We start from the raw sequence: 20,429 nt of genomic DNA, 5'->3' as shown, positions 1-20,429 counted from the left end.
GAAAGAAAGTTTATGAGGCGTTTATGGCTATTTGCGGAGCAAAGAAACGCAATGGCGAAGCGTGTCAAAAACCGCCAATCAAAGGTAAAAAACGATGTCGCCTGCATGGCGGAAACGCAGGAGCGCCAACAGGTAATAAAAACAGCGCAAAGCACAACATCTACTCTCAGTTTATGACTGAAGATGAAATAGAGTTTAGCCAGCAATCTGAATTGCATTCTATTGATTCAGAGCTGAAGCTTTGCAAGGTTCAATTAGCTCGGGCATTAAAAGCTAAGCAAGCACAAGATGACGCAATTAAAGACCAAGACAAGGTTGCTATTGACTCGATGACGCTTGGGGATGCAAACCCTCAAGATCAGAGTGGTGGCGATAGGATTGTATATAAGCGCAAAGATTATGACGCTTTAATTGACCGCTTGATTGGCCGTATCTCTATGTTGACCAAGCAAAGAAATGAGCTTGAGTATCAGGTTTTGAATAATCAAAAATTAGAGCTTGAAGTAGAGAAATTGAGACGAGAAGTTAAGCCACCTCAAGAACACGGCCCGGGAGAAGACTACAAGGTTGAGCTGCGGCCCGATGAGGAAATTCCAAATGAGCCAATTCTTTGAGCCACCAGAAGGTGCGGTAACTCTTACACCAAAGCAAGCAAATATCTATTTGTGGGGCTGGCAGCCTGAAGCTCGCTTCCGTGATGCTGTATGTGGTCGACGTTTTGGCAAGACATTTTTAGCTAAGGCGGAAATGCGTCGAGCTGCAAGGCTGGCTGCAAAGTGGAATGTGTCAGTTGAGGATGAAATCTGGTATGCAGCACCTACATTTAAGCAGGCTAAACGTGTTTTCTGGAAACGATTAAAACAAGCAATTCCACCATCATGGCGTGCAGGAAAGCCCAATGAGACAGAATGCTCGATCACCCTTAAAAGTGGTCACGTTATTCGTGTGGTTGGTCTGGATAACTACGATGACCTGCGTGGTTCTGGTTTGTTTTTCCTGATTATTGATGAATGGGCAGACTGTAAGTGGGCTGCATGGGAAGAAGTACTTCGCCCAATGTTGTCTACGTGCAAATACATTGTGAATGGTGTGCAGAGGGTAGGAGGTCATGTTTTAAGGATTGGCACACCAAAAGGTTTTAACCATTGCTATGACACATTCATGGATGGTCAGCCAGGTCATGAGCCTGATTGCCGGAGTTTCTCCTATACCTCACTACAGGGTGGGAATATTCCTGAGTCGGAAATCATTGTTGCCAAGCGCAAGATGGACCCGAAAACATTCAGTCAGGAATATGAAGCCAGTTTTGAGAGCTATCAGGGTGTTATTTATTACTGCTTTATCCAAACATTGAGTCCATACGGCACACGTTTAGAAAATGGCTGGAGTCAGCAAGCGCCCAACGGGGTGTACTCGTTGTCCTATCAATCGGTTGCGAGCAAATACAAATGATGACACTCACCCAAGCTGAAACTGAAATCTATAAAAAGATTGGTCAATTCACTGGCGTGGAAAAAGCAAATCTACGTATTGAGAATCAACTTTTAAATAATGGGAAACCGTTCAAAGCACCAGACGACAAGCCATGGTGTAAAGTTTTTGTACAGTACGCTGATAGTCAGGTGGTGGCGATTGGCAATGGCCCATGTATTCGAGATCAAGGCATTATTTCAATCCAATGTTTTGCGCCAAAGAATAAAGGCACCCTTACAATGACTGCATTGTGTGATGCTTGGCGCTCATTCTTGCAATCCTTTGGTGTATCTCATCTTGAAATCTACAAGGTTCACGCACCGCAAAGCATGAGTGATGATAATTTTTATGGAAAGATTATTCGGGCTGAGTTCCGAGTCAACTAATTCTTATTCTGCCACCGAAAGGTGGTTTTTTTATGCCTATAAGGAGCAAATGCCATGTCAAAAGGCACTGATGTGGTTATCCACATTGCGAAAGAAGAAACACCCAATACATTGCCAGCATTACCTATCTGGCATACCTTGCGACGCAATTCAGATTCACTGAAAAAGAAAGTGTCTGTTACTCAGTCCGATGAGATTATTGACTCGCGGTTTGAGCAGGGATCTATTGCTACCTCTGGTGAGGCAGTTGGTAATATTGAATATGAGTTGTCAGCATTAAGCCAAGATATGTTTTTCGAGGGCGTGGCTGGGAATCTATTTGTTGATTCTGGTACACCATCAGTTTCAACATTAGATATCGGTGGTGATACATTACCAACCTACACCATTGTGAAGCATGACAAAAAGGTTGGATTAATTCAGGTGTTCTCAGGCTGTCGTATTGGCGAGCTGACAATTCAAGGTGATACGAAAGGCAAAATTACTGGTAGCGCCTCTATTAGTGCTACAGGTTACGAAACACCGGTTGCTACACCAGTGGTAAATCCATTGGCCGCAACAACCACGCCATTCATGTCGTCTATTGACGTAAATACATTCAAAATTAATGGTGCAACTACTGTTGGAACTGCATGTGCTGAATCGTTCAAGATTACCATTAATAATAATCTGACAGCCAAGCCGTGCTTGGGTAGTGAAAGCCTGATTCCGAACCGATACACAGAAGGTAAAGCTTCTATCACTCTCAATGTGACGCTGGCCTTAACAACAGCATCTAAAGCATGGATTCCATACGTTGAAACTCGTCAAACCATGACGGCTGAAATTGGACTTGAAGACAATTTAGGCAATGCTTACGGTTTCAACTTCACCAAGTTGGAACTGGATAATGATGGTCTTTCCGATACCAATGCTAATGATGATCACACGTTAGGTTTGGAATTCCGCCACGTCAAAGAAGCTCCAACAATTACTCGTACTACAGCATAACAATGGCCCCGTAAGGGGCTTTATTTTTAGGATAAGAAAATGGCTTTAAAAGTGGCAATTCAACAAAGTAAAGATATCGCTGTCTGGAAAGAGTATAAAGATGCTGATGGTAATGTATTAGCTGAATTTAAAATCCGTGGCGATGAATATAAACCATATAGAGTTGCTTTAGAGCGCGCACAGAATCAAGTGGCATCAAAAGGCTATAATGTGGCGCTAGCAGGTGGTGAAGATAAGCTTTATCACGAATTACTTTTAGAGGCTGCAGCATGCCATTTGATTGCAGACTGGAAGGGCATCACATTTGTAGAAGATGGTAAAGAAGTTGAGGTGGGGTATTCACCAGAAAACGCTACCAAGCTTTTAAATATGGGTGACATTGGCCCCATTATTTGGATGTTTGTGAAAGACCACGCAAATAAAATCCAAATGGATGCGAACAAGGAGCTTGCCGATACCCTGGGAAAGTCCTCAGCCTCTACGACTGGCACACAGGAGACGGAAGCCTAACTGATTTTCAAAAGAAGATCCGTGATAAGCAGGGCCGCAAACTGAGTGACGCACCAGAATACAGCTACACCGCCAATGCCATATTGGTAGCCTACAATACAATTGCTAGATCCCGCCGGTATGAGCAAGGTGTTCCGTTGTCGCTGGATGCTTCAGCTTTGCTGAATTACATGGAAATGTTTGAATTGCCGTGTGAACTACATATTTTCTTTGAATGCATAATGGCAATTGATAATAAATTTATCGATAAGGCTCACAAGAGCATAAATAAGAAATCAGCTTAGGTTGGTTTCTTTGTTTATTTTAATTGTTTTAAACTCTAGATAAATAATTATAAATTTACGATGAAAAACATAAATTTATTAAAAATTAAAAACACCAAATTGAAAAATATGATAACCTCATATCCAAATCAAATACTAGGTATTGGTTATGAGTGTCTCAGAAAAAATAATTGTGCCAGGTACAAATGTATTAAGAAGAGCGGGTAATACTTTAATTAGCTCAGAAGCAAGCGAAGCTGAAAAGGCTGAAGCCTTCAAAACTTTAACAGCATGGCGTTCTTTACATACATACCCAATCGACACTTTTCAAAAAACATTAAGAAGAAGATGCGGCGAGTTAAAATTTAAAGATTTTACAGTAGCACAACGACTCAAACGCTTACCATCTATCGTATCTAAGTTGAAACGATACCCTGGAATGAACTTAGCTAGAATGCAGGACATTGGTGGGCTAAGAGTAATCTTGCCTAGTATTCAGGATGTATATCGACTGCATAATGACTTAATTCATATAAACAAAAGATTTAGTCATGAGCCAAAATTACCTTGTGATGACTATATTCAAAAGCCAAAGCCTGATGGGTATCGCAGCCTTCATCAGATATTTATTTATAAAAGTAGAGATCATACTGAACTAGATGGCTTAAGTATTGAATTGCAAATAAGGACCAAGCTGCAACACTCTTGGGCAACTGCTGTTGAAACTCTTGGTGTGATTGAGAAGGCATCCATTAAGTCTGGATTTGGGTCTGATGACCATAAGCATTTTTTTAAGCTTAGTAGTGCGCTTTTTTCAATAAAAGAGCAAACTCCAATCTTGCCGGAACTTGCAGATCTATCTCCTAATGAAATTGCTCTTCAAGCAAAAGAAATTGAGGAAAAGCTGCAAATCTTTAAAAAACTCAAAGGTATTGCAATTACCGCAAAACATATTGAATCAACCTCTAACAGTCGATATGCATACCATATTTTAAGGCTTTATAGGAGTGAGGACGCATGGAAGGTAGATGTAATGCCATTCTCTAAGAGTCAAGAAGATCTAGCTAAAACCTTTTATGCTTCTCTTGAGGCGCAAGTTAAAGGCGATCCGGATGTGGATGTTGTACTAGTATCAGTAGGTGACTTAAAGGCGATTAAAAAAGCTTACCCAAACTACTTTTTAGACACCAATCAATTTATTAAAGAAATGCAGTCTGCATTTAAGAAGTTTCTAGATGCTTAAAAACATACCACCCTAGGGTGCTTTTTTTTAAACCTCATATTTGAGGAGTGATCTGCTCGGTCAAGTTGACCGAGAGGGGGTCTGCAAATTTACAGAGGCGATATGAGGATTTGCATATCGAGACACTCAAATTGAGGGTTTCGAAGCAAAGACCAAATTTGGTACTTGGTACTCAAATTGAGGGTCGTTATTGCTATTCAGCAGGGTCTTTCAACTCAAGAGTGAAACCTACGTGGCCACTTGTGGTGGTATTAATTATTCTCTTATTAACTTCAAATGTTCTAATACCACCATCCATGCTTTCAATTTCTAAAATGTCTCCTTTCATAGGGATTTGAGTTGGATCAAATTGAAGAATTAGGCTTTGGTATTCATCCTCCTCTAATTCAAAATCGAGAGAAGATAATATTTGAAGGCATACATCAATCTTTTTATTAGTGATGGGTTTTTCTTCAACTGAAGCAAAACTATGCTCAAGTCTGGCTACAATTTCTTGGTTAATAGATCTTGAGTTTTCTTTAGATGCATCAACAACTTTTTCTTTCAGATCCTCAGACCACCGCAAATTGTATTGGGTAGTCAGGTTTCCACTACTTGCAGTCATGGTCATTACCTAAGTTAAATATTTGTAAATTCTAGCACCCTAGGTATTGTTTTAATATTCGTATTAAAATAATATTGACTAATAATATTATTTCGATATTATTAAGTAATACCAAAACAATATTACTTAAAGGTGATTATGATGGAGATGTTAACAAAACCAACCACAGCCCCAAGAACCAAGATTCAATACAATCTTCGGATTGAACCTGAATTGATGGACTGGCTTAAAGAACTTGGTCAGGAATACGAAAGACCAGTGAATTATTTGATTAACCACGCTGTTAAACAAATGAAGGAAAAAATAGAGAGTGCGAAAGCATGAAATCAATAGACAATAAAAAAGCGCACCCAGACCTGAGAAATCGAATGCGCTTTAGTGTTGTTAACCCAAACCAAAGGATTAGAACTATGACTAATTTAGCACAAAACTTTGCAAACCCAAACAACCAACCTTTAGTTATTGGTGAATTTACTATTCGTCAGGATGAGGATGGGCGTTATTGCCTGAATGATCTTCATAAGGCAAGCGGTAATAATAAGAAGCATCAGCCTGCTTACTTTATTCGTAATCAACAAACTAAAGATTTGATTGAGCTGATTGAGTTTGAAAATCATGATCTGCAAATTTGCAGATCAAAACAAGCTGTAAATTCAATTAAAGGCAAAGGGTTGGAACAAGGCACATACGTCGTCAAGGAATTAGTCTACTCATATGCCATGTGGATTTCTGCAAAATTTCATTTGATGGTAATTCGTGCTTATGATGCGATGGTGATGCAGTGGAAAATTAACGACCGTCAATCCATCACACCAGAACAGCAAGCTTTGCTTCATGAGATTGTAGATCGACGCTCACAGGGTAATCGTAAAATTTATGCAGAAATGTGGAGTCGCCATAATCGGCACTTCAAAATTCCGCGTTATGCAGAGTTGCTTGCGATTCACTTTCCTGAAGCTGTTCATTATTTGGAAACAATGGAGCTAAAAGCTAAAGCTGAAAAGCAGGAAGTGAAAGCTTTACCGTACCCACAAGAAGTTGTTCAGGTAGCACAGCAGATCAACCAAGAATACAACCAAGGTCGTTTTAAAAACTGGTTTGTAAGTATTAGAGATAACGGTGTTATTGGTGTGCAGCCCCTAAGCAATGGTTACTATCCAGTGAATATTGCTGAATTCACCAAACGTTTTGATGGTGTGCTGGACTATTTATACGGAAGTGACTTATTGATGATGGGTCGCCATCTTCAGAAAAGCTTATGATTGATTAATAACAAAGAACCGCCCAAGTGGCGGTTTCTTTTTGTTCAGAGAATTAGTATCTTATCCACTTATCTTAAGGGGGGTAGCATGAAAAAATTATTATCAATCGGAACTTTATCTTTAATCTCATCATTTGCTTTGGCTGATCGAGCAATTATCCTTCAACCAGGTGAACCGCTGCCTATGGGTGCAAAGATTGATCGTCAGTATTACGAAGGGTCTAGCATTTCTCAGAAAAGCCAACCTCAAAACCAATCTAAATCCAAAAGAAATACCAATCTTATCGGTATTTCTTTATTTGCTGGATATTCTGGCCAAAATGCAAAGCCAGAATATGAGGGCAAGCAAAAATTAAATGGCTTTGAGTTAGGTGCTTCATATTCTTGGGGTGATTTTGGTGTTTATGAAAAATATGAGCATCAGAATGAAAGCCAGGTTAAATACAACGAAATGTCCACTGGCGTTCAATACAAATTTTTAAAGCAAAACAATGTTTATTTAATGGGTACAGCTGCGCTAGGTTATGGTTGGGGTGAGACCAAGGAAACAAAAATTGATTTGGAGTTCTTAACTTTACCAGTTGGATTGGAAGCAGGTTATTCATTTACTCCTAATTTTGATCTTTATGGTGGTGTTGGTTATAAATGGTTATGGGATAGAACTGAAAATGTAGGTTGCTCAATGTATGTTTGCTGGTCTGGACGCGGTGATGTTGTTGGAGATACTGATGGCATAACCTACAAAGCTGGCCTTCGATACAACTTCTAAAAGTAAGCCTCCTTCGGGAGGTTTCTTTTTAACCAGAATAAAGTATCCTGTTCTAAATTAATAATTTGGGGTTACATGTGAAAAACATTTTTCTAGTTTTTATGCTTATTAGTTTAGTTGGGTGCTCAACAACATCTGGAAGTGGGGCAAAAACTTCGGTTAGTAATTTTGATGGGAGTAGATCTGTTGGTATTTCAGCTCATGGTGCCGCCTGTAAATCTATGATATGCCCTATGCTTGGTGCAACATGGGTTGAAAAACACCCTCATACTGTTGGATTTACAGTTCAAGTTTTAAATGAAATAACAAGCATTAACTCTGTTGCATTTAATATTGATGGCGAAATTATTCAACTTAATGGAATTGGATTGACTGATTTTGATCGCCTGGCAAATGCAAAGATTTCAAGAAAATCTATAGTTGCTGATTACAGTGTTTTGGAAAAAATATTAAATTCAAAAAGAACTTGGATGAAAGTTTCAACCAGTAATGGACCTCTTGAAGTGGCTATTATTGATGGAGCTGTTGATAGCAAAGCATTTCATGCTCTAAAAAGATTTGATGCACAAGTAAAAGCTATCAAGTAGGCAACCAACAACTAACCAAACCCACTACGGTGGGGTTTTTAATACTCAAAATTCATAGCTCGCATATCGCGGGCTTTTTTATGCCTGTAGGAAAGTGAAATGGCTCAAGAATCTGTATTACGAATTGTTATTGATTCGCGCAATGCCGAACGAAATGCACATGCTTTAGCGAATGAATTGGAAAGCATTGAGAAGAAGGGTGATTTCGCCACTAAATCAATGGATTCAATGTCTGTAGCGACTCGCCAACTGGCTGGGTACATGGCTGGTATTGTGACAATTAGTGCAGCCATTAATAAAATTGACACCTACACGGGCATCAATAATAAGTTGAAGCTTGTTACCAACTCACAAGAAGAACTCAATCAAGCGATGCAAGATACCTTTGCTATTGCACAAAAATCTGCATCTTCATGGGGTGCTGTGAATGATGTGTATTCCAAGTACATGTCAAATGCAAAAACCTTAAATTTAACCCAAGCACAAACAGCACGATTAACTGAAATTACTTCTAAGGCTGTGGCAATCAGCGGATCAACCACAGAGTCAGCAGCAGGAGCTTTATTCCAGTACGGTCAGGCTCTTGATGGGAATATCCTACGTGGTGAGGAATATAACGCACTTGTTGATGGTGCTGGTGGTTTGCTTAGCGCGATGGCTAAAGGCCTAGGTGTTACACGCGGTGAGCTGCGCCAAATGATGCTTGATGGGAAATTAACAGGCGAAGTCATTACTAAGGCCCTTTTAAAAGCTGGTGATAGTGTTGATGAGCTGTTTAATAAAACCGATGTTACCATCGGGCAGTCACTTACAGTTTTAAGCGACAGCGTAACAAAATTTACAGGTGAGGCTGCATCTGGTTCTGGTGCTGCAACTGTTCTAGCTGGGTCAATTAAAGTTCTGGCAGAAAACCTTAACCTTATTGCTGATGGTGCGATTGTTTTGGGTATCGGTTATGTCACAACTGCGATTGCCACTAAAACAGTGGCAGTTAAAGCCGATATTGCCGCAACTTTGACTCAACGAGCAGCAACCCAAGCACAAGCAATTGAAGAGGCTAAGCTTGCTACAGCAGCTGTAAATGATGCAAAAGCACATCTTGCATTAACCCAAGCTACAGCAGCAGCCACACAAGCTAAGTTCGGAGCTACAGCTGCAGCAACCAAGTATAAAATGGCTACCGATGCAGTCACTCAGGCTATTATTCGCCAAGAAGCAGCAGAAAAAGCGGCTTTTGGATCAACTGTAAATATGTCCAGAGCTAGTGCTGGATTACTTGGATTTTTGGGTGGCCCTGCAGGGATTGGATTGACGCTGGCAACGGTTGCAGCTGGCTACATATTGATGCGTGATAATGCAGAAAAAGCCACCGCTTCAATTGATATCCAAGGTCAATCGGTTGATGACTTGGTAGTGAAGTATCGAGCACTGAATACACTTCAACGGGATAATGAAACTAAGGCATTGTCAGATCAGGTAGAAGATTTAAGTCTTAAATTTAGAGTAGCGTCCTCTGATTTAACATCATTCATGCAGGCTCTACCGGTCTCGGATGAAAAGATCAATACCTGGAGTAAATTACACTCTCAGTTCTCACTAGGTAAGATTTCTAGTAATGAGTATTACGAGTCTATTAAGGCTTTAAACATCCTAAATATCGATCAATTAAATAAAGTTCGCAGTTTAATTAATGGATACGATTCCAGTAATACAAAAATGAAAGAAGCTGAGGCTGCCCAAAAGGCACTAGCATCTGCTGCTAAAAAAACCACTGGCGACTTAAAAGATCAAGCCGTTGGTGTTGCAAATTTGGATGAAAAATTAAAAGCACTTCTGTCCACAGCAACAAGCGAAAATAATAAAAACAAACTCTGGATTAATAATATTGGCGCGAGTGCTGATGTATGGGGAACGAAATGGGCTGATTTTGTCGAAAAGTTCAAGGAGGCAAATAAACTACCAACCGATAAGGCTCTAGGTACAGAGCAGCTAAAAATTGCTCAAGAACAGTTTTTAGTTTTGCAAAAACGCCAAAACCTTGAAGAAAAAATATCTCAAGCAGCAAAAGATCAAACTAAAGCACTCGAGAAGCAGCAGCAAGTTTTAAAAGTTAATGCAAAAGTACAAGCGAATGCCGCTAAGTACAATTTTGGTGGATTGGAGTCACAATATGGGTTACCTAAAGGGCTGTTATCTGGCATTCAGATGCAGGAAAGCCGTGGCGATACATACCGCAACGGAAAACTTTTAACATCACCTGCAGGTGCACAAGGTTCATTCCAGTTTATGCCTGATACCGCAAAGCGTTTTAACGTCAATGTTGCTGATATGGCATCAAGTTCCGAAGGTGCTGCAAAGTATTTAAGCAAGCTGCTTAAAATGTTTGGTGGTGACATTGATAAAGCAATCATGGCCTACAATGCTGGTGAAGGTAATGTACAGAGTGGAAAGGCATACGGGTTTAAAGAAACTCAAGCTTATTTGAAAAATGTTAAGGGTTATACCGCAGGCTCATTGGGTATTTCTAGTGATGTTACTTCAAAAGAGTTTGACCGTCTGCTTGAGGATTCAATCCGTCTTTATGAGCAACAAGCAGAAGCGCGAAAATCCATTGAGCTCGATGTTGCTGATAAGGTAAAACGCATCAACCTTGAGTTGCAGCAAAAGAAAGAAGAAATTGAAAAAGCTAATTTCTCTCCTGAGCGAAAAAAGCAAATTATTGATGAATATGAATCAATTGCTGCAAATGATATTGCAATAGCCAAGCATTCTTTGAAAACCAAGGCTGATTCATTTTCCGATTATCTTAAAACTGAAGAGCAGCTATTGCAGGATAGTTATGCTGCTCGTCAATTTGAAGCTAGTCATGATCTTGAGTTGACAAAAAAACAGCGCGAACAGGCAGTTCAACACCTAGGGAAACAACTTCAGCAAGAAATCGCTTTGGTTAAGTTGGCTAAAGAACAGCGCATGTTTCAGATGCGGGAGCAGTTTATGACTGAAACTGCAGCGATGGAGGAGCGCTATCGAATTGAGTATATGCGACTCATTGAGATTAATGACGTGGAAGAGCGCAATTTTAAGCAACAGATGCTTCGACTTCAAAAGCAGGAGGAAATTCGAAAAAGGCTAAATAGCGCCATTCAAAACTGGGGTCAAACTGAGGCTGATATGAATGGTACAAGTAGCCAATGGCAATTAGAGCAGACACGTTTCAGTCGCTATGGTCAATCTCAAGAATTATTCGATTCTCAGATGTCTAACATTGATCAAAAAGCACAAGATCCGGCAGCTGATCTAAATCAGATAGCCGCTCTTCGTGAGGAGGCATGGCGGGCTCATCATGATCGAATGAATAGCATTGAAACAGATTATCAAATGTCATCTATGCAACTTCAGGCGTCATATGGGGAGGACATAACAAACTCAATGGCTACAATGTTTAAGGCTATGGGTGGCGAACAATCTAGGGGCTATCAAGTGATGTATTCAATCTCTAGAGGATTTGCAGCAGCACAAGCAGCAATTTCCATGGTTACAAACATCGCTAAAGCCTCAGAAATTGGCTTCCCTCAAAACATTCCTATGATTGCTGGAGCAATGGCTCAAGGCGCATCAATAATAGCAATGCTAAGTAGCACACAAGAGCCTGCGGGCTTCAAATCCGGCGGCTACACAGGCAACTACGGCACATCTGATGTTGCAGGTGTAGTGCATGGCCAAGAGTATGTTTTAAATGCCGAAGCCACCAAACGTGTCGGCATTAACACGCTTAACGCCATTAACAACGGTGGAACGATTCAGGCTGAGAAGGTGGCTCAGGCGAGTATTAGAGCGCAGTCTGTCAATCCTCAGCCAATTGAGAGTAATGTTCGTGTTGCTATCTTTGATGATCGTGAGGATATGATGAACCAAATGTATGGCAAAGAAGGTGAGAAGATAATCATGTACCACTGGAAGCGAAATAAAAGCAAAATGTAAGCCCACTCAATAGAGTGGATTTTTATTTGGAATCATACGTATAAGAGAGAAATTAAAGACCATCGTTCACGGTGGTTTTTTTACGTCAACTGGAAACCGGGCCGGTGTCTAAACACAACCAGTTTTTACAAAATTACAAACAACTAAACGGAAGCATTTCCGCCTGACCTTTAATAGAAGAATTTATTAAAGTTCAGAAAAGCAAAAACCCCAGTGTTGGAAGCACTGAGGTTTTTAATTCCACTCAACTGCGAAGCAAAGAGGAAAACATATTTCGTATGGAAGATTTTATCAAATTGGTGAATTGGTGTCTAATGGAGTTACGAAAAATGCAAGCATGGCGATTTTTAGCAATCCTACTTACAGTAATTATCTGTACATATATTTGGAAAATGTAAGTTCACCCAATACGAGGTCGGTTTTAATGCCTAAAATTTGAGGACAAAATGAAAATACAAACTGAACAATATGGCGAAGTCCATGTATTAACAAATTGCCCTCTATTGAGTTCAACTGAGCGCCTGGAATGGATGACTGAAGTTCATGAATCAGATGATGGTAGTGAAGAGCGTTATCCGCTGCGTGACACATGTCGTCAAGTTCTGAGCTTTAACTACACTCAGATGCGTAAAGCCATGGGTGATATGTTTCACATGCTGTCCGCCAATCTGCGAAAACAGTGGGGTATTCCACTGCGACAGGTCAAACGTGTCATTCCTGATATGGTGGATGATGACTACATCATTCTCGATACAACCAGCACCATAGCCGACCTTAGAGTCGGTTTTGCTTTTATTGAGAGCAAGGAAGGTGGTCAGGTTGTCGAGATTACTGAACGTGGTCGCTACATCATTATCCAAGAAGAAATTCGAGATCCAGAAACCGATGAGGTTATTCAGCCATTAATCACTGAATACCAAGATGGCTTCCGGTTGGCAGAAAATATCACCGCAACCAATGCGGTGATGATGCCATTGCGGATCTGCATCATTGATGGCGATGCTTCAATCAATGCTGGTGGGTTCTGGTCCAATGCTTCAATGGTCTTTCGTGTACTGGCTGAGGATTTGCCAGAACATTCAGGTGATATTCCGGACCAGTACAAAGGCAACGATATTTACTTTAAACCGTTGCTACTCGATGGCGACTCTATCGAAATCACGATGAGCCAGCATCAAAACGTAGTTGATAACGATGTTGGTGGCTTTCAGTCATTTACTCATCACGCCAAGGTAAAACAGTCCAAACCGTTTAAATCGCTGATTAGAAGTTGGGATGAGTTTCAGGAGTTTAGACGATTCCTGTTTCGGCGTGGTGGCCGTTATCGGCCGTTCTGGTTGCCGCTATATGAGCAGCATTTGAATATCTTAAACACCGGTAATATCACAACTTCACTCAGCACAAATACCAAGTACTTAGTTGAAGCCAATCGGAATTACATTGCAGTGAAGCGCAAGGATGGCACCTGGACAGCGCATGAAATCACTGCACGAACCGGTGGTTCATTAACGGTTTCACCCTCAATTAATGCTCATCGCAACGACCTTCAGGCGATTTGCTATATGGGGCTTTACCGCTTTGATGCTGATCAGATGGAATTTCAATTTTTAGGCGCAGGTATTAGTCAGGTTACGGTGCCAATTCTGGAGTTAGAAAGTTAATGGATATTCGTGTAGAGCTTTATCAATTCAAGCACGGGGATAAAGCCTGGTACTTCACCAACCATCGTAAAGATGTCACGCACAACGGCATCACCTACAAGAAAGTCCCTGGCTTAGATCGGGATGCTATTGAGGATGCAGACATTGATAAGTGCGAGATTGAAGTCACCTTTCCACAAGGTGACTTTAAGAATGCAACCGGCGATAGTTTTACCAGTATCTTCTTAAACAAGATTTATTTTGAGTCTGTTTATCTCACCATCCTTGAACTTGAACAGAATGAAACACTAGTTTTGTTTATGGGGCGCGTGACTCAGCCGAAATTCAATGATTCAGAAGACACAATGACTTTGGTTTGCTCAACCGGTGAGTCCTATTTAAACCGGACCATCCTGACACGCAAATTCCAAAAGACCTGTCCGAATTCAATTTATGACCGCTGGTGTGGATTGAAATTTGAAGACTGGACATTCGATGTGACTGTGACAGCAATCAATGGTTTGACAATCACATTCATGGTAAATCCAACTCAAGTCGAAGATGCAGAAGGCAATCTGGTCTTTGAGCAGGTGCCTGTTCTGGATGAACAAGGGCAACCTGTTTTAGATGTAAATGGACAGCCAACTTATACAGATGGTGATCCGGTGATGGAAACTAAAACCTATGCTGCAGGTTATCTCAACCGAGGGCTGTTTAAAAAATTGGGTGTCTATACGTTCATTGTCGGCAATACAGCAAATACGGTCACTTTGTACCGCGAGCATGTTGGTGTGAAAGTTGGTGATGTGATTCAGCTGGCACCCGGGTGTGATCAATCTCTGAATACTTGCCATACAAAATTTGATAACGCTGCCCGATTTGCTGGGCATCCATATATGCCGAGTGAAAACCCAGTGATGAATCAATTAATTAAATAGGTGATGTAATGGGCGTTGGATTAATTATTGCTGCTGTGCTTGCCGTTATTGTTGGTATCTACAACTACGTGCAAATGCGAAAAATGCAGAAGAAAAACCGCCAATCTGCAAACCAGTTAGACGGGACTATTGCCGATGAGGGCACTTCATTTAGCGACATTGCTGGCAGCCCTCATATGTACGGAAATATCACGCATCTTTGGGGGCAGTCCACAACACCAATCAAATCGAAAGGTGGCAAGTGAAAATTTATATGTCGGATATACGGAAAGCAAAAATGTGTGCTCGCGGATCGCGGGCATTTTTTTTGTCTCAAGGTTGGGATTGGCAGGATTTTTTAGCAAACGGCATCGACTTGGAAATCGTCGAAAAATCTAATGATGCAATGGTACAGCAAGTTATTAACATGCTGCGCTGTGACTTTCTTTTGAACTTAATAGTGTGCGCGGTTGATGCTGTCGTAAATGCTGACAGTGAAATTGAAGCACTTGTTTTTATTGACTGTGTGATGGTATTGAAAAAATGGATTAGGGGTGAGTAATGGGCGGAAGTAGTAGTCAAGTCACAGGTTATCGATATTTCACAAACCTCCTTTTATTCATCGGTAATCCGATTGAAAAAATGCTCGGCATTAACTTCGATAAGCGCGGCTGGTTATCACCTTTTGTTGATGAAAATAGCAATGCTTTAGCGCAAGGTGTTATCAATTCACCGAGTTTGTTTGGTGAAAATGAAGGTGGTGTAGCTGGTGTGGTTCATGTGCAGTACGGCACCGATAACCAAGATGTTTTACCCTTTTATAAAGATTATATGGAATCTATTGGGCTTCGGGCTTCAGCTTATCCATATCAATCATATTTGGCTTTTACTGGACTTGGTTCAGTAAAATTGGATGGTTTGGCTGGTGGTGTTTTTAACACATTAATGCCGTATAACAACGCTTTTTACGTCGGCAACTCAGGCTACATGAAAGAAATGCTGCTGTGGCCTAAACGTACACGCATTCGCAATGATGGTCGTAGGCAGTGGTATGAAGTGCGGGGGGATGGGGCTGTAGTTTGTGAGATTGGAAGTCGTCAAATAATTTCAAACACCACTCAGTCAAAAATTCACAATGCAATTTTTACTTACAAAACTGGAGTAACTACAGGAAATAATGAAGTTAATTATAGTGTTGTGCGTAATGAGCAATCATTGGAGTTTGAGCAGTCAAGAGTAGCAATTAGTATGGGGGGTGCTACCACCAGCATCAATGATGAGGAGGAAAAGATAAAGGTCGGCTATAAACTTGATTTCTCCCCAATCTCTAAAATCAAAATCATAATCGAGACGTCACGTATTGGAAGTGAATCAGTCACTATTATTGGTAATATTCTGAGTTACGAAAAAAAAATTAAGAGTAGAAATGAGTTAACTTACGAATATGTTATTGAGGCTGGACACTTTGAATTTATTTTCACAGTTTCTGCCTTCAATTCAGTATCAGCATTTATCGAATATGTAACTATAGAAAGTTACCCTTTTGGCTATATCGCTAATAATGAGTATCCTGACATAAACCCGATTCATAAGATCCGTGAAATCCTTACGGATGATACAGCGATGAATAAGCCTGAATCCTCTGTAAATGATGATAATTTTATCAAAGCGGCTGATCAAATTTTTGATGAAGGTTTGGGTGTATCTTGGTCTATTACTGAGAAGTCATGTATCGATGCAATTAATGAACTTTGCTATCACATAGAAGCTGGTATTCGTGTGAACCGTCAAACTGGTCTTTATGAGATGGTATTATTCCGTGATGACTGGTTTGAAGAAGATGAAATTCACACGATCGCAGAAAGCAAGATCAAAAAAGGCAGTATGCAGTATGAAATTACTAATGCTGATGAGGTGATTAACCAGGTCAACGTTAATTACTATGATCGTAAAAACATCAAAAATTCATCATTTTCAATTTCTGAAAGCGGGCTGATTCAAACACTTGGCAGAGTCAATGCTGAAACAGTCGATTTTCCATATTTCATGAACATGCGAAATGCTGAAATTGTGGCGAACTGGAAACTTAAAATACTCTCTACAGGTGTTTTAAAAGGTTCTTTCACAACAGGATGGCGTGAAGCACGGAAATGGAATCGTTATGACTTGATCCGATTACCTTGGTCTAAGCGCTGGACTGGGACAATCTTAGTTCGAATCATGAGCATCAAACTTGGTGGCCCAACCTCCAATGAAGTTTCTATTGAGTGGGTTGAAGTCGTTCCATCAACTGGAATGATGAATACAACGATTGTTGCAGATGATCCGATTGAAAAACCTTTACCACCACAACCCATCCACTATGAGCCTTTTGAGATGCCCTACTATTTGGCTGTCATGGCACTTGGTCAACGTCAGGTTGAAGATGAGCTAGCATATGAAAGTAACTTTGGTCTGGTTGGGGTTGTAGCGGAACGACCGCAGTCAAATTCACTTTATGCTGTGATGATGACAAATAACTATGACGAGTGGGTTCGTGCTGGATCAATTCAATATTCAGAAACCGCTGACTCAGATCAATTCATCTCAAGAACAGCGACAAGTTTTACTGTAAAGAACTGGAAAAAAATTGCTAATTTTCCAGTTGGCACGCTTATTCAGTGCGGGAAAGAATGGCTTACAGGATATTTCGAGTGGATGGTTTTTCAGGGTATTGACCCAGAAACAGGTGTTATGTCTGTCAAGCGTGGTGCACTGGATACGCAACCACAAGACTGGGATTTTGATTTAAAGCTTTATTTCTGTGGGACTGATGTTGCTTATGATGCAACTGAATACGTAGCAGGTGAAAAAGTTCTAGTATCTGCACTGACAACCACGCCTTCTGGTGTGCTTGAGCTAAAAGGTTCACATTCTGTTGAAATGAAAGCACGTGCAATTCGTCCTTATCCACCGGCGAATGTGAAAATCAATGACGTTTATTTTCCAGAGACACTGATCGTAACCAACAATATTGTATTGACCTGGGTACATCGAAACCGAGCGCAACAAACTGGCGGAGTAATCCTTGGTTGGTATGATGGTGATGTGACTGTAGAAGATGGGGTGACTTATTCATATGAATTGGTTTGTGAAAATGTGATTTTAGATTCTCGGTCAAATATTTCTGCAAATACCGTGACAATTCTTGCATCTGTATTAAAACCAAATAAACCGCATAAATTAAAACTCTGGTCTGTACGAGATGGATATGAATCATATCAGAAGTTTGAGCATTCATTTTTTATTGAATCGGTCAGCCTTCTTCTAACCGCAACCGCGCTTAAAGACAAGGTTACTGGCAATACAGTTCCAGTTGCAAATATTTCCGTGAGTATAGATGAATCACTTAAAGCAAACATGAAATTTGATGGCTCGAGCATTAGCGGTAAAGCGCCAGCTGGAGCGACAATCACAATTGAGGTAGATGAATAATGACAATATATACAGGAGTTGCAGATCAAAATGGGGACTTCATTGTTCCTTTTTCATCTAGCTATACAGGTGGCGAAAAAATCACAGTAGCGGCAGAAAAGGAGGGGGCTCTAAAAACGATTGAGCTTTTTGCACCATCAGAGGTTATAGGAGGTGGCGTAATTCAATTTGGAGGGACGTTAAATGATTTCCCGAAAAATATTGGGGTAATTACATTAACTGGTTTAGCTGGGCCCATAAATAACTACGCATTTGCAGGTAATAGTAATGATTCCAATATTTTTAAAATGGCAACTGGATTAAATATTGAATTTGGCGTTGATTCTATTAATGAAGGTGCATTTATTAATTGGAGAAATTCCCAATATTTATCATTACCGAGCTCACTCATCAGCATCGGTGTTCTGGCGTTCATGTCATGGGTAAAAATTCAATCAGTTGAAATACCCTCTTCCGTGGCAGAAATTAAGGGTTCTGCATTTTCCGATTGCTCGATGCTACAAGAAGTTATAATGATGTCATTAGAACCGCCTGCAATTGGTGCAAATGTGTTTGAAGCGACCCATCCAAACTTAATCATTAAGGTTCCTGCCTCAAGTCTCTCTGCGTATCAAACAGCAAATCAGTGGTCAGCTTACGCATCAAGAATGGTCGGTTATTGATTATCTACATATTTAGCTTTAAGCACCTTCGGGTGCTTTTTTATTGCCAAAAATTAGGGGGCGCAATGGCTGAAACCACCGCAGCAGTAGCGGAAACATCTGCAGCAGCTTTAGGATCAAAAGCAACAGTAACCGGCGGTGCGGCAAGTGCAGCCGGTTTTTTTATGGGCATTGATTGGATGGGTTGGATTGGTATTGGGGTTGCAGTACTTGGTTTGCTTATCAATGTGTATTTTTCATGGCAGCGGAATCAGCGTGAAAAAGAGATTCATGAGCTGACAAAGCGAAAATTGAATGGTGAATGTAATGTCCAAGACTAAATACTTTGTTATTGGTACAGCTTTAACCGCCTCATTAGGTAGTTTTTTTATATCTGGGGTTAGTACTGAACAAGTTCAGGCAACCGCAATTAAAGAGGGGTATACACCAAAACCCATAATTCCAGTGAAAGGCGATGTACCAACAATTGGCAATGGCACTACTGTCTACTGTGATGGTAAGAAAGTCACACTAAAAGATCCGGCTATTTCTAAAGAAAAAGCACTTCAGCAACTTAAATGCCATATCGAAAAGAATGCACCAGCATTCAACAAATCGCTGCATGGCGTGAAAGTTTCACAGGTTGAATATGACTTGTATAACGACTTTGTTTATCAGTTCGGCATCACCGCTTGGAATACCTCATCAATGCTTCGCAATCTAAAGCAGGGCAATTATGTCCAGGCGTGCCAATCACTGCTGAAGTGGAAATATGTCGCCGGTAAAGACTGCTCAGTACGATCCAACAATTGCTATGGCGTTTGGACCCGGCAAGTTGATCGTTATCAAAAATGTATGGGGGCACAATAATGAATGAGTTTAAAAAAGTAAGTAATGTTTTGCTTGAATCAAATGGTATCTATTTCATTGAGTGCCCAGGATGTAAAACCTTACATCCTATCCATGTTGGTGAGCAGCATCGCATCCGATGGGGTTTTAATGGGAATTTAGATGCTCCAACATTCACCCCATCATTGATGGTAAATCAAGGTCATCCAAGCCAATGTCACTCATTTATCACCGACGGGAAGATTCAATTCTTATCTGATTGTAATCACAGTTTAGCTGGTAAAACCGTTGATTTACTGCCAGTGGAGGAATTCTAATGCCAATACTTTTATGGATTTGGAATAACAAGCGCTGGACTTTGATTATCGTTCTTTTGTTGGGCTTATTTTTTCAAACATGGCATGTGAATAGTTTGGCTGGCGATTTACGCAAAGCTGAAACCGCATGCGATACACATGTGGCTAAAGCAATTAAGCCTTATCGAGATTCGATAGTAAAAGCCCAAGAACAGAAAGCCATCACTGAAAAAGCCTGGTCAGATAAATATATTGAGGTAGAACAAAATGCGATTAAAAAAATACAAGATGCGAATGCTGCCGCTCGTAGTGCTGACTTGGCTGCTAGTGGGTTGTCAAAGCAACTCAGTGAAGCCAACAAACGTTTGTCCACAGCTTCCCATCAAACCATCGTTGAGTACACCATTACCAACAATGAGTTACTCGAAGCTTGCACAGCAGAATATCGAAGCATGGCAGAAAAAGCAGATGGCCACGCAATTGATGCAATGAGGTTAAGTGAAAGTTGGCCAGAAGAAAAAGCCCTCAAGTGAGGGCTTTTAGTG

At 40.6% G+C, this 20,429-nt stretch carries 21 protein-coding genes and 1 pseudogene; 21 read left to right on the top strand and 1 reads right to left on the bottom strand.

What is annotated here, in order from left to right; translation table 11 throughout:
* Positions 1-23 precede the first annotated feature (23 nt).
* The 6 genes and pseudogenes from ACE01T_RS01440 to ACE01T_RS01415 all read left to right on the top strand — a co-directional run bounded on the left by ACE01T_RS01440 (position 24) and on the right by ACE01T_RS01415 (position 4,865).
* The gene (locus ACE01T_RS01440) at positions 24-614 is read left to right on the top strand and encodes an HGGxSTG domain-containing protein (RefSeq protein WP_395518596.1); all 591 of its coding nucleotides are present in this window, start codon (positions 24-26) and stop codon (positions 612-614) included.
* A pseudogene (locus ACE01T_RS01435) lies at positions 598-1,356 on the top strand (phage terminase large subunit family protein); the annotation flags it as partial. The gene ACE01T_RS01440 and the pseudogene ACE01T_RS01435, both read left to right, overlap by 17 nt.
* Before the next feature lie 92 nt (positions 1,357-1,448).
* On the top strand, positions 1,449-1,859 hold the full coding sequence (locus ACE01T_RS01430) for a hypothetical protein (protein WP_395518595.1): 411 nt from the start codon (positions 1,449-1,451) through the stop codon (positions 1,857-1,859).
* 54 nt (positions 1,860-1,913) lie between these two features.
* The gene (locus tag ACE01T_RS01425) at positions 1,914-2,849 is read left to right on the top strand and encodes a phage tail tube protein (protein ID WP_395518594.1); all 936 of its coding nucleotides are present in this window, start codon (positions 1,914-1,916) and stop codon (positions 2,847-2,849) included.
* Positions 2,850-2,888: 39 nt separating this feature from the next.
* Positions 2,889-3,359 carry a phage-derived protein YdaY family protein gene (locus ACE01T_RS01420; protein WP_395518593.1) on the top strand — a complete coding sequence of 157 codons (471 nt, stop codon included), beginning with the start codon at positions 2,889-2,891 and terminating at the stop codon, positions 3,357-3,359.
* A gap of 432 nt (positions 3,360-3,791) precedes the next feature.
* A complete protein-coding gene (locus ACE01T_RS01415; RefSeq protein WP_395518592.1) occupies positions 3,792-4,865 on the top strand; it encodes a RelA/SpoT domain-containing protein in 1,074 nt (357 codons plus the stop codon).
* A gap of 193 nt (positions 4,866-5,058) precedes the next feature.
* On the opposite strand, the gene ACE01T_RS01410 is transcribed toward ACE01T_RS01415, so the two are convergent.
* Entirely contained in the window at positions 5,059-5,469 is a 411-nt protein-coding gene (locus ACE01T_RS01410) for an Arc family DNA-binding protein (RefSeq protein ID WP_395518591.1), read from the bottom strand.
* Positions 5,470-5,616: 147 nt separating this feature from the next.
* Here ACE01T_RS01410 and ACE01T_RS01405 point away from each other — a divergent pair, with 147 nt between their 5' ends.
* The 15 genes from ACE01T_RS01405 (at position 5,617) to ACE01T_RS01335 (ending at position 20,417) form a co-directional block, all read left to right on the top strand.
* Complete coding sequence (locus tag ACE01T_RS01405; RefSeq protein WP_395518590.1) at positions 5,617-5,793, top strand: DNA-binding protein; 177 nt, start codon at positions 5,617-5,619, stop codon at positions 5,791-5,793.
* Positions 5,794-5,879: 86 nt separating this feature from the next.
* On the top strand, positions 5,880-6,731 hold the full coding sequence (locus ACE01T_RS01400) for a KilA-N domain-containing protein (RefSeq protein ID WP_395518589.1): 852 nt from the start codon (positions 5,880-5,882) through the stop codon (positions 6,729-6,731).
* 87 nt (positions 6,732-6,818) lie between these two features.
* Positions 6,819-7,499, top strand: coding sequence for an outer membrane beta-barrel protein (locus tag ACE01T_RS01395; RefSeq protein WP_395518588.1), 681 nt, complete (start codon positions 6,819-6,821; stop codon positions 7,497-7,499).
* Between the two features lie 77 nt (positions 7,500-7,576).
* A complete protein-coding gene (locus tag ACE01T_RS01390) occupies positions 7,577-8,086 on the top strand; it encodes a hypothetical protein (protein WP_395518586.1) in 510 nt (169 codons plus the stop codon).
* Positions 8,087-8,185: 99 nt separating this feature from the next.
* Complete coding sequence (locus tag ACE01T_RS01385) at positions 8,186-12,067, top strand: tape measure protein (protein WP_395518585.1); 3,882 nt, start codon at positions 8,186-8,188, stop codon at positions 12,065-12,067.
* 446 nt (positions 12,068-12,513) lie between these two features.
* Positions 12,514-13,728 carry a hypothetical protein gene (locus tag ACE01T_RS01380; protein ID WP_395518584.1) on the top strand — a complete coding sequence of 405 codons (1,215 nt, stop codon included), beginning with the start codon at positions 12,514-12,516 and terminating at the stop codon, positions 13,726-13,728.
* Positions 13,728-14,645, top strand: a complete 918-nt coding sequence (locus ACE01T_RS01375) for a phage BR0599 family protein (RefSeq protein ID WP_395518583.1) — start codon at positions 13,728-13,730, stop codon at positions 14,643-14,645. Before ACE01T_RS01380 ends, ACE01T_RS01375 begins: the two co-directional genes overlap by 1 nt.
* A gap of 8 nt (positions 14,646-14,653) precedes the next feature.
* Positions 14,654-14,890, top strand: a complete 237-nt coding sequence (locus ACE01T_RS01370) for a hypothetical protein (protein WP_395518582.1) — start codon at positions 14,654-14,656, stop codon at positions 14,888-14,890.
* 62 nt (positions 14,891-14,952) lie between these two features.
* On the top strand, positions 14,953-15,186 hold the full coding sequence (locus tag ACE01T_RS01365) for a hypothetical protein (protein ID WP_395518581.1): 234 nt from the start codon (positions 14,953-14,955) through the stop codon (positions 15,184-15,186).
* The gene (locus ACE01T_RS01360; protein ID WP_395518580.1) at positions 15,186-18,098 is read left to right on the top strand and encodes a hypothetical protein; all 2,913 of its coding nucleotides are present in this window, start codon (positions 15,186-15,188) and stop codon (positions 18,096-18,098) included. The genes ACE01T_RS01365 and ACE01T_RS01360 overlap by 1 nt, the downstream gene beginning before the upstream one ends.
* Positions 18,098-18,760 (top strand): leucine-rich repeat protein, encoded by a 663-nt coding sequence (locus tag ACE01T_RS01355; protein ID WP_395518579.1) that lies wholly within the window; start codon positions 18,098-18,100, stop codon positions 18,758-18,760. Before ACE01T_RS01360 ends, ACE01T_RS01355 begins: the two co-directional genes overlap by 1 nt.
* 65 nt (positions 18,761-18,825) lie before the next feature.
* On the top strand, positions 18,826-19,080 hold the full coding sequence (locus tag ACE01T_RS01350) for a holin (RefSeq protein ID WP_395518578.1): 255 nt from the start codon (positions 18,826-18,828) through the stop codon (positions 19,078-19,080).
* The gene (locus ACE01T_RS01345) at positions 19,067-19,609 is read left to right on the top strand and encodes a glycoside hydrolase family protein (RefSeq protein ID WP_395518577.1); all 543 of its coding nucleotides are present in this window, start codon (positions 19,067-19,069) and stop codon (positions 19,607-19,609) included. Before ACE01T_RS01350 ends, ACE01T_RS01345 begins: the two co-directional genes overlap by 14 nt.
* The gene (locus ACE01T_RS01340) at positions 19,609-19,905 is read left to right on the top strand and encodes a ubiquitination-like system serine protease family protein (protein ID WP_200224286.1); all 297 of its coding nucleotides are present in this window, start codon (positions 19,609-19,611) and stop codon (positions 19,903-19,905) included. Before ACE01T_RS01345 ends, ACE01T_RS01340 begins: the two co-directional genes overlap by 1 nt.
* Positions 19,905-20,417, top strand: a complete 513-nt coding sequence (locus ACE01T_RS01335; RefSeq protein WP_395518576.1) for a hypothetical protein — start codon at positions 19,905-19,907, stop codon at positions 20,415-20,417. The genes ACE01T_RS01340 and ACE01T_RS01335 overlap by 1 nt, the downstream gene beginning before the upstream one ends.
* The last annotated feature ends 12 nt before the right edge of the window (positions 20,418-20,429 follow it).

Origin of the sequence: Acinetobacter uliginosus, assembly GCF_044130295.1 — a bacterium.
In the GTDB taxonomy this organism is placed as follows: Bacteria; Pseudomonadota; Gammaproteobacteria; order Pseudomonadales; family Moraxellaceae; genus Acinetobacter.
The sequence above is the reverse complement of the archived record's forward strand: the minus strand, read 5'-3'. Positions and strand labels throughout refer to the sequence as shown.

Excerpts from the sequence above, each read along its gene's own strand:
- ACE01T_RS01360 (WP_395518580.1), top strand. The coding sequence starts at position 15,186 with ATGGGCGGAAGTAGTAGTCAAGTCACAGGTTATCGATATTTCACAAAC.
- ACE01T_RS01380 (WP_395518584.1), top strand. The coding sequence starts at position 12,514 with ATGAAAATACAAACTGAACAATATGGCGAAGTCCATGTATTAACAAAT.
- ACE01T_RS01410 (WP_395518591.1), bottom strand. The coding sequence starts at position 5,469 with ATGACTGCAAGTAGTGGAAACCTGACTACCCAATACAATTTGCGGTGG.
- ACE01T_RS01400 (WP_395518589.1), top strand. The coding sequence starts at position 5,880 with ATGACTAATTTAGCACAAAACTTTGCAAACCCAAACAACCAACCTTTA.
- ACE01T_RS01345 (WP_395518577.1), top strand. The coding sequence starts at position 19,067 with ATGTCCAAGACTAAATACTTTGTTATTGGTACAGCTTTAACCGCCTCA.
- ACE01T_RS01395 (WP_395518588.1), top strand. The coding sequence starts at position 6,819 with ATGAAAAAATTATTATCAATCGGAACTTTATCTTTAATCTCATCATTT.
- ACE01T_RS01415 (WP_395518592.1), top strand. The coding sequence starts at position 3,792 with ATGAGTGTCTCAGAAAAAATAATTGTGCCAGGTACAAATGTATTAAGA.
- ACE01T_RS01385 (WP_395518585.1), top strand. The coding sequence starts at position 8,186 with ATGGCTCAAGAATCTGTATTACGAATTGTTATTGATTCGCGCAATGCC.
- ACE01T_RS01335 (WP_395518576.1), top strand. The coding sequence starts at position 19,905 with ATGCCAATACTTTTATGGATTTGGAATAACAAGCGCTGGACTTTGATT.
- ACE01T_RS01425 (WP_395518594.1), top strand. The coding sequence starts at position 1,914 with ATGTCAAAAGGCACTGATGTGGTTATCCACATTGCGAAAGAAGAAACA.
- ACE01T_RS01405 (WP_395518590.1), top strand. The coding sequence starts at position 5,617 with ATGTTAACAAAACCAACCACAGCCCCAAGAACCAAGATTCAATACAAT.
- ACE01T_RS01350 (WP_395518578.1), top strand. The coding sequence starts at position 18,826 with ATGGCTGAAACCACCGCAGCAGTAGCGGAAACATCTGCAGCAGCTTTA.
- ACE01T_RS01440 (WP_395518596.1), top strand. The coding sequence starts at position 24 with ATGGCTATTTGCGGAGCAAAGAAACGCAATGGCGAAGCGTGTCAAAAA.
- ACE01T_RS01340 (WP_200224286.1), top strand. The coding sequence starts at position 19,609 with ATGAATGAGTTTAAAAAAGTAAGTAATGTTTTGCTTGAATCAAATGGT.
- ACE01T_RS01430 (WP_395518595.1), top strand. The coding sequence starts at position 1,449 with ATGATGACACTCACCCAAGCTGAAACTGAAATCTATAAAAAGATTGGT.
- ACE01T_RS01355 (WP_395518579.1), top strand. The coding sequence starts at position 18,098 with ATGACAATATATACAGGAGTTGCAGATCAAAATGGGGACTTCATTGTT.
- ACE01T_RS01370 (WP_395518582.1), top strand. The coding sequence starts at position 14,654 with ATGGGCGTTGGATTAATTATTGCTGCTGTGCTTGCCGTTATTGTTGGT.
- ACE01T_RS01420 (WP_395518593.1), top strand. The coding sequence starts at position 2,889 with ATGGCTTTAAAAGTGGCAATTCAACAAAGTAAAGATATCGCTGTCTGG.
- ACE01T_RS01375 (WP_395518583.1), top strand. The coding sequence starts at position 13,728 with ATGGATATTCGTGTAGAGCTTTATCAATTCAAGCACGGGGATAAAGCC.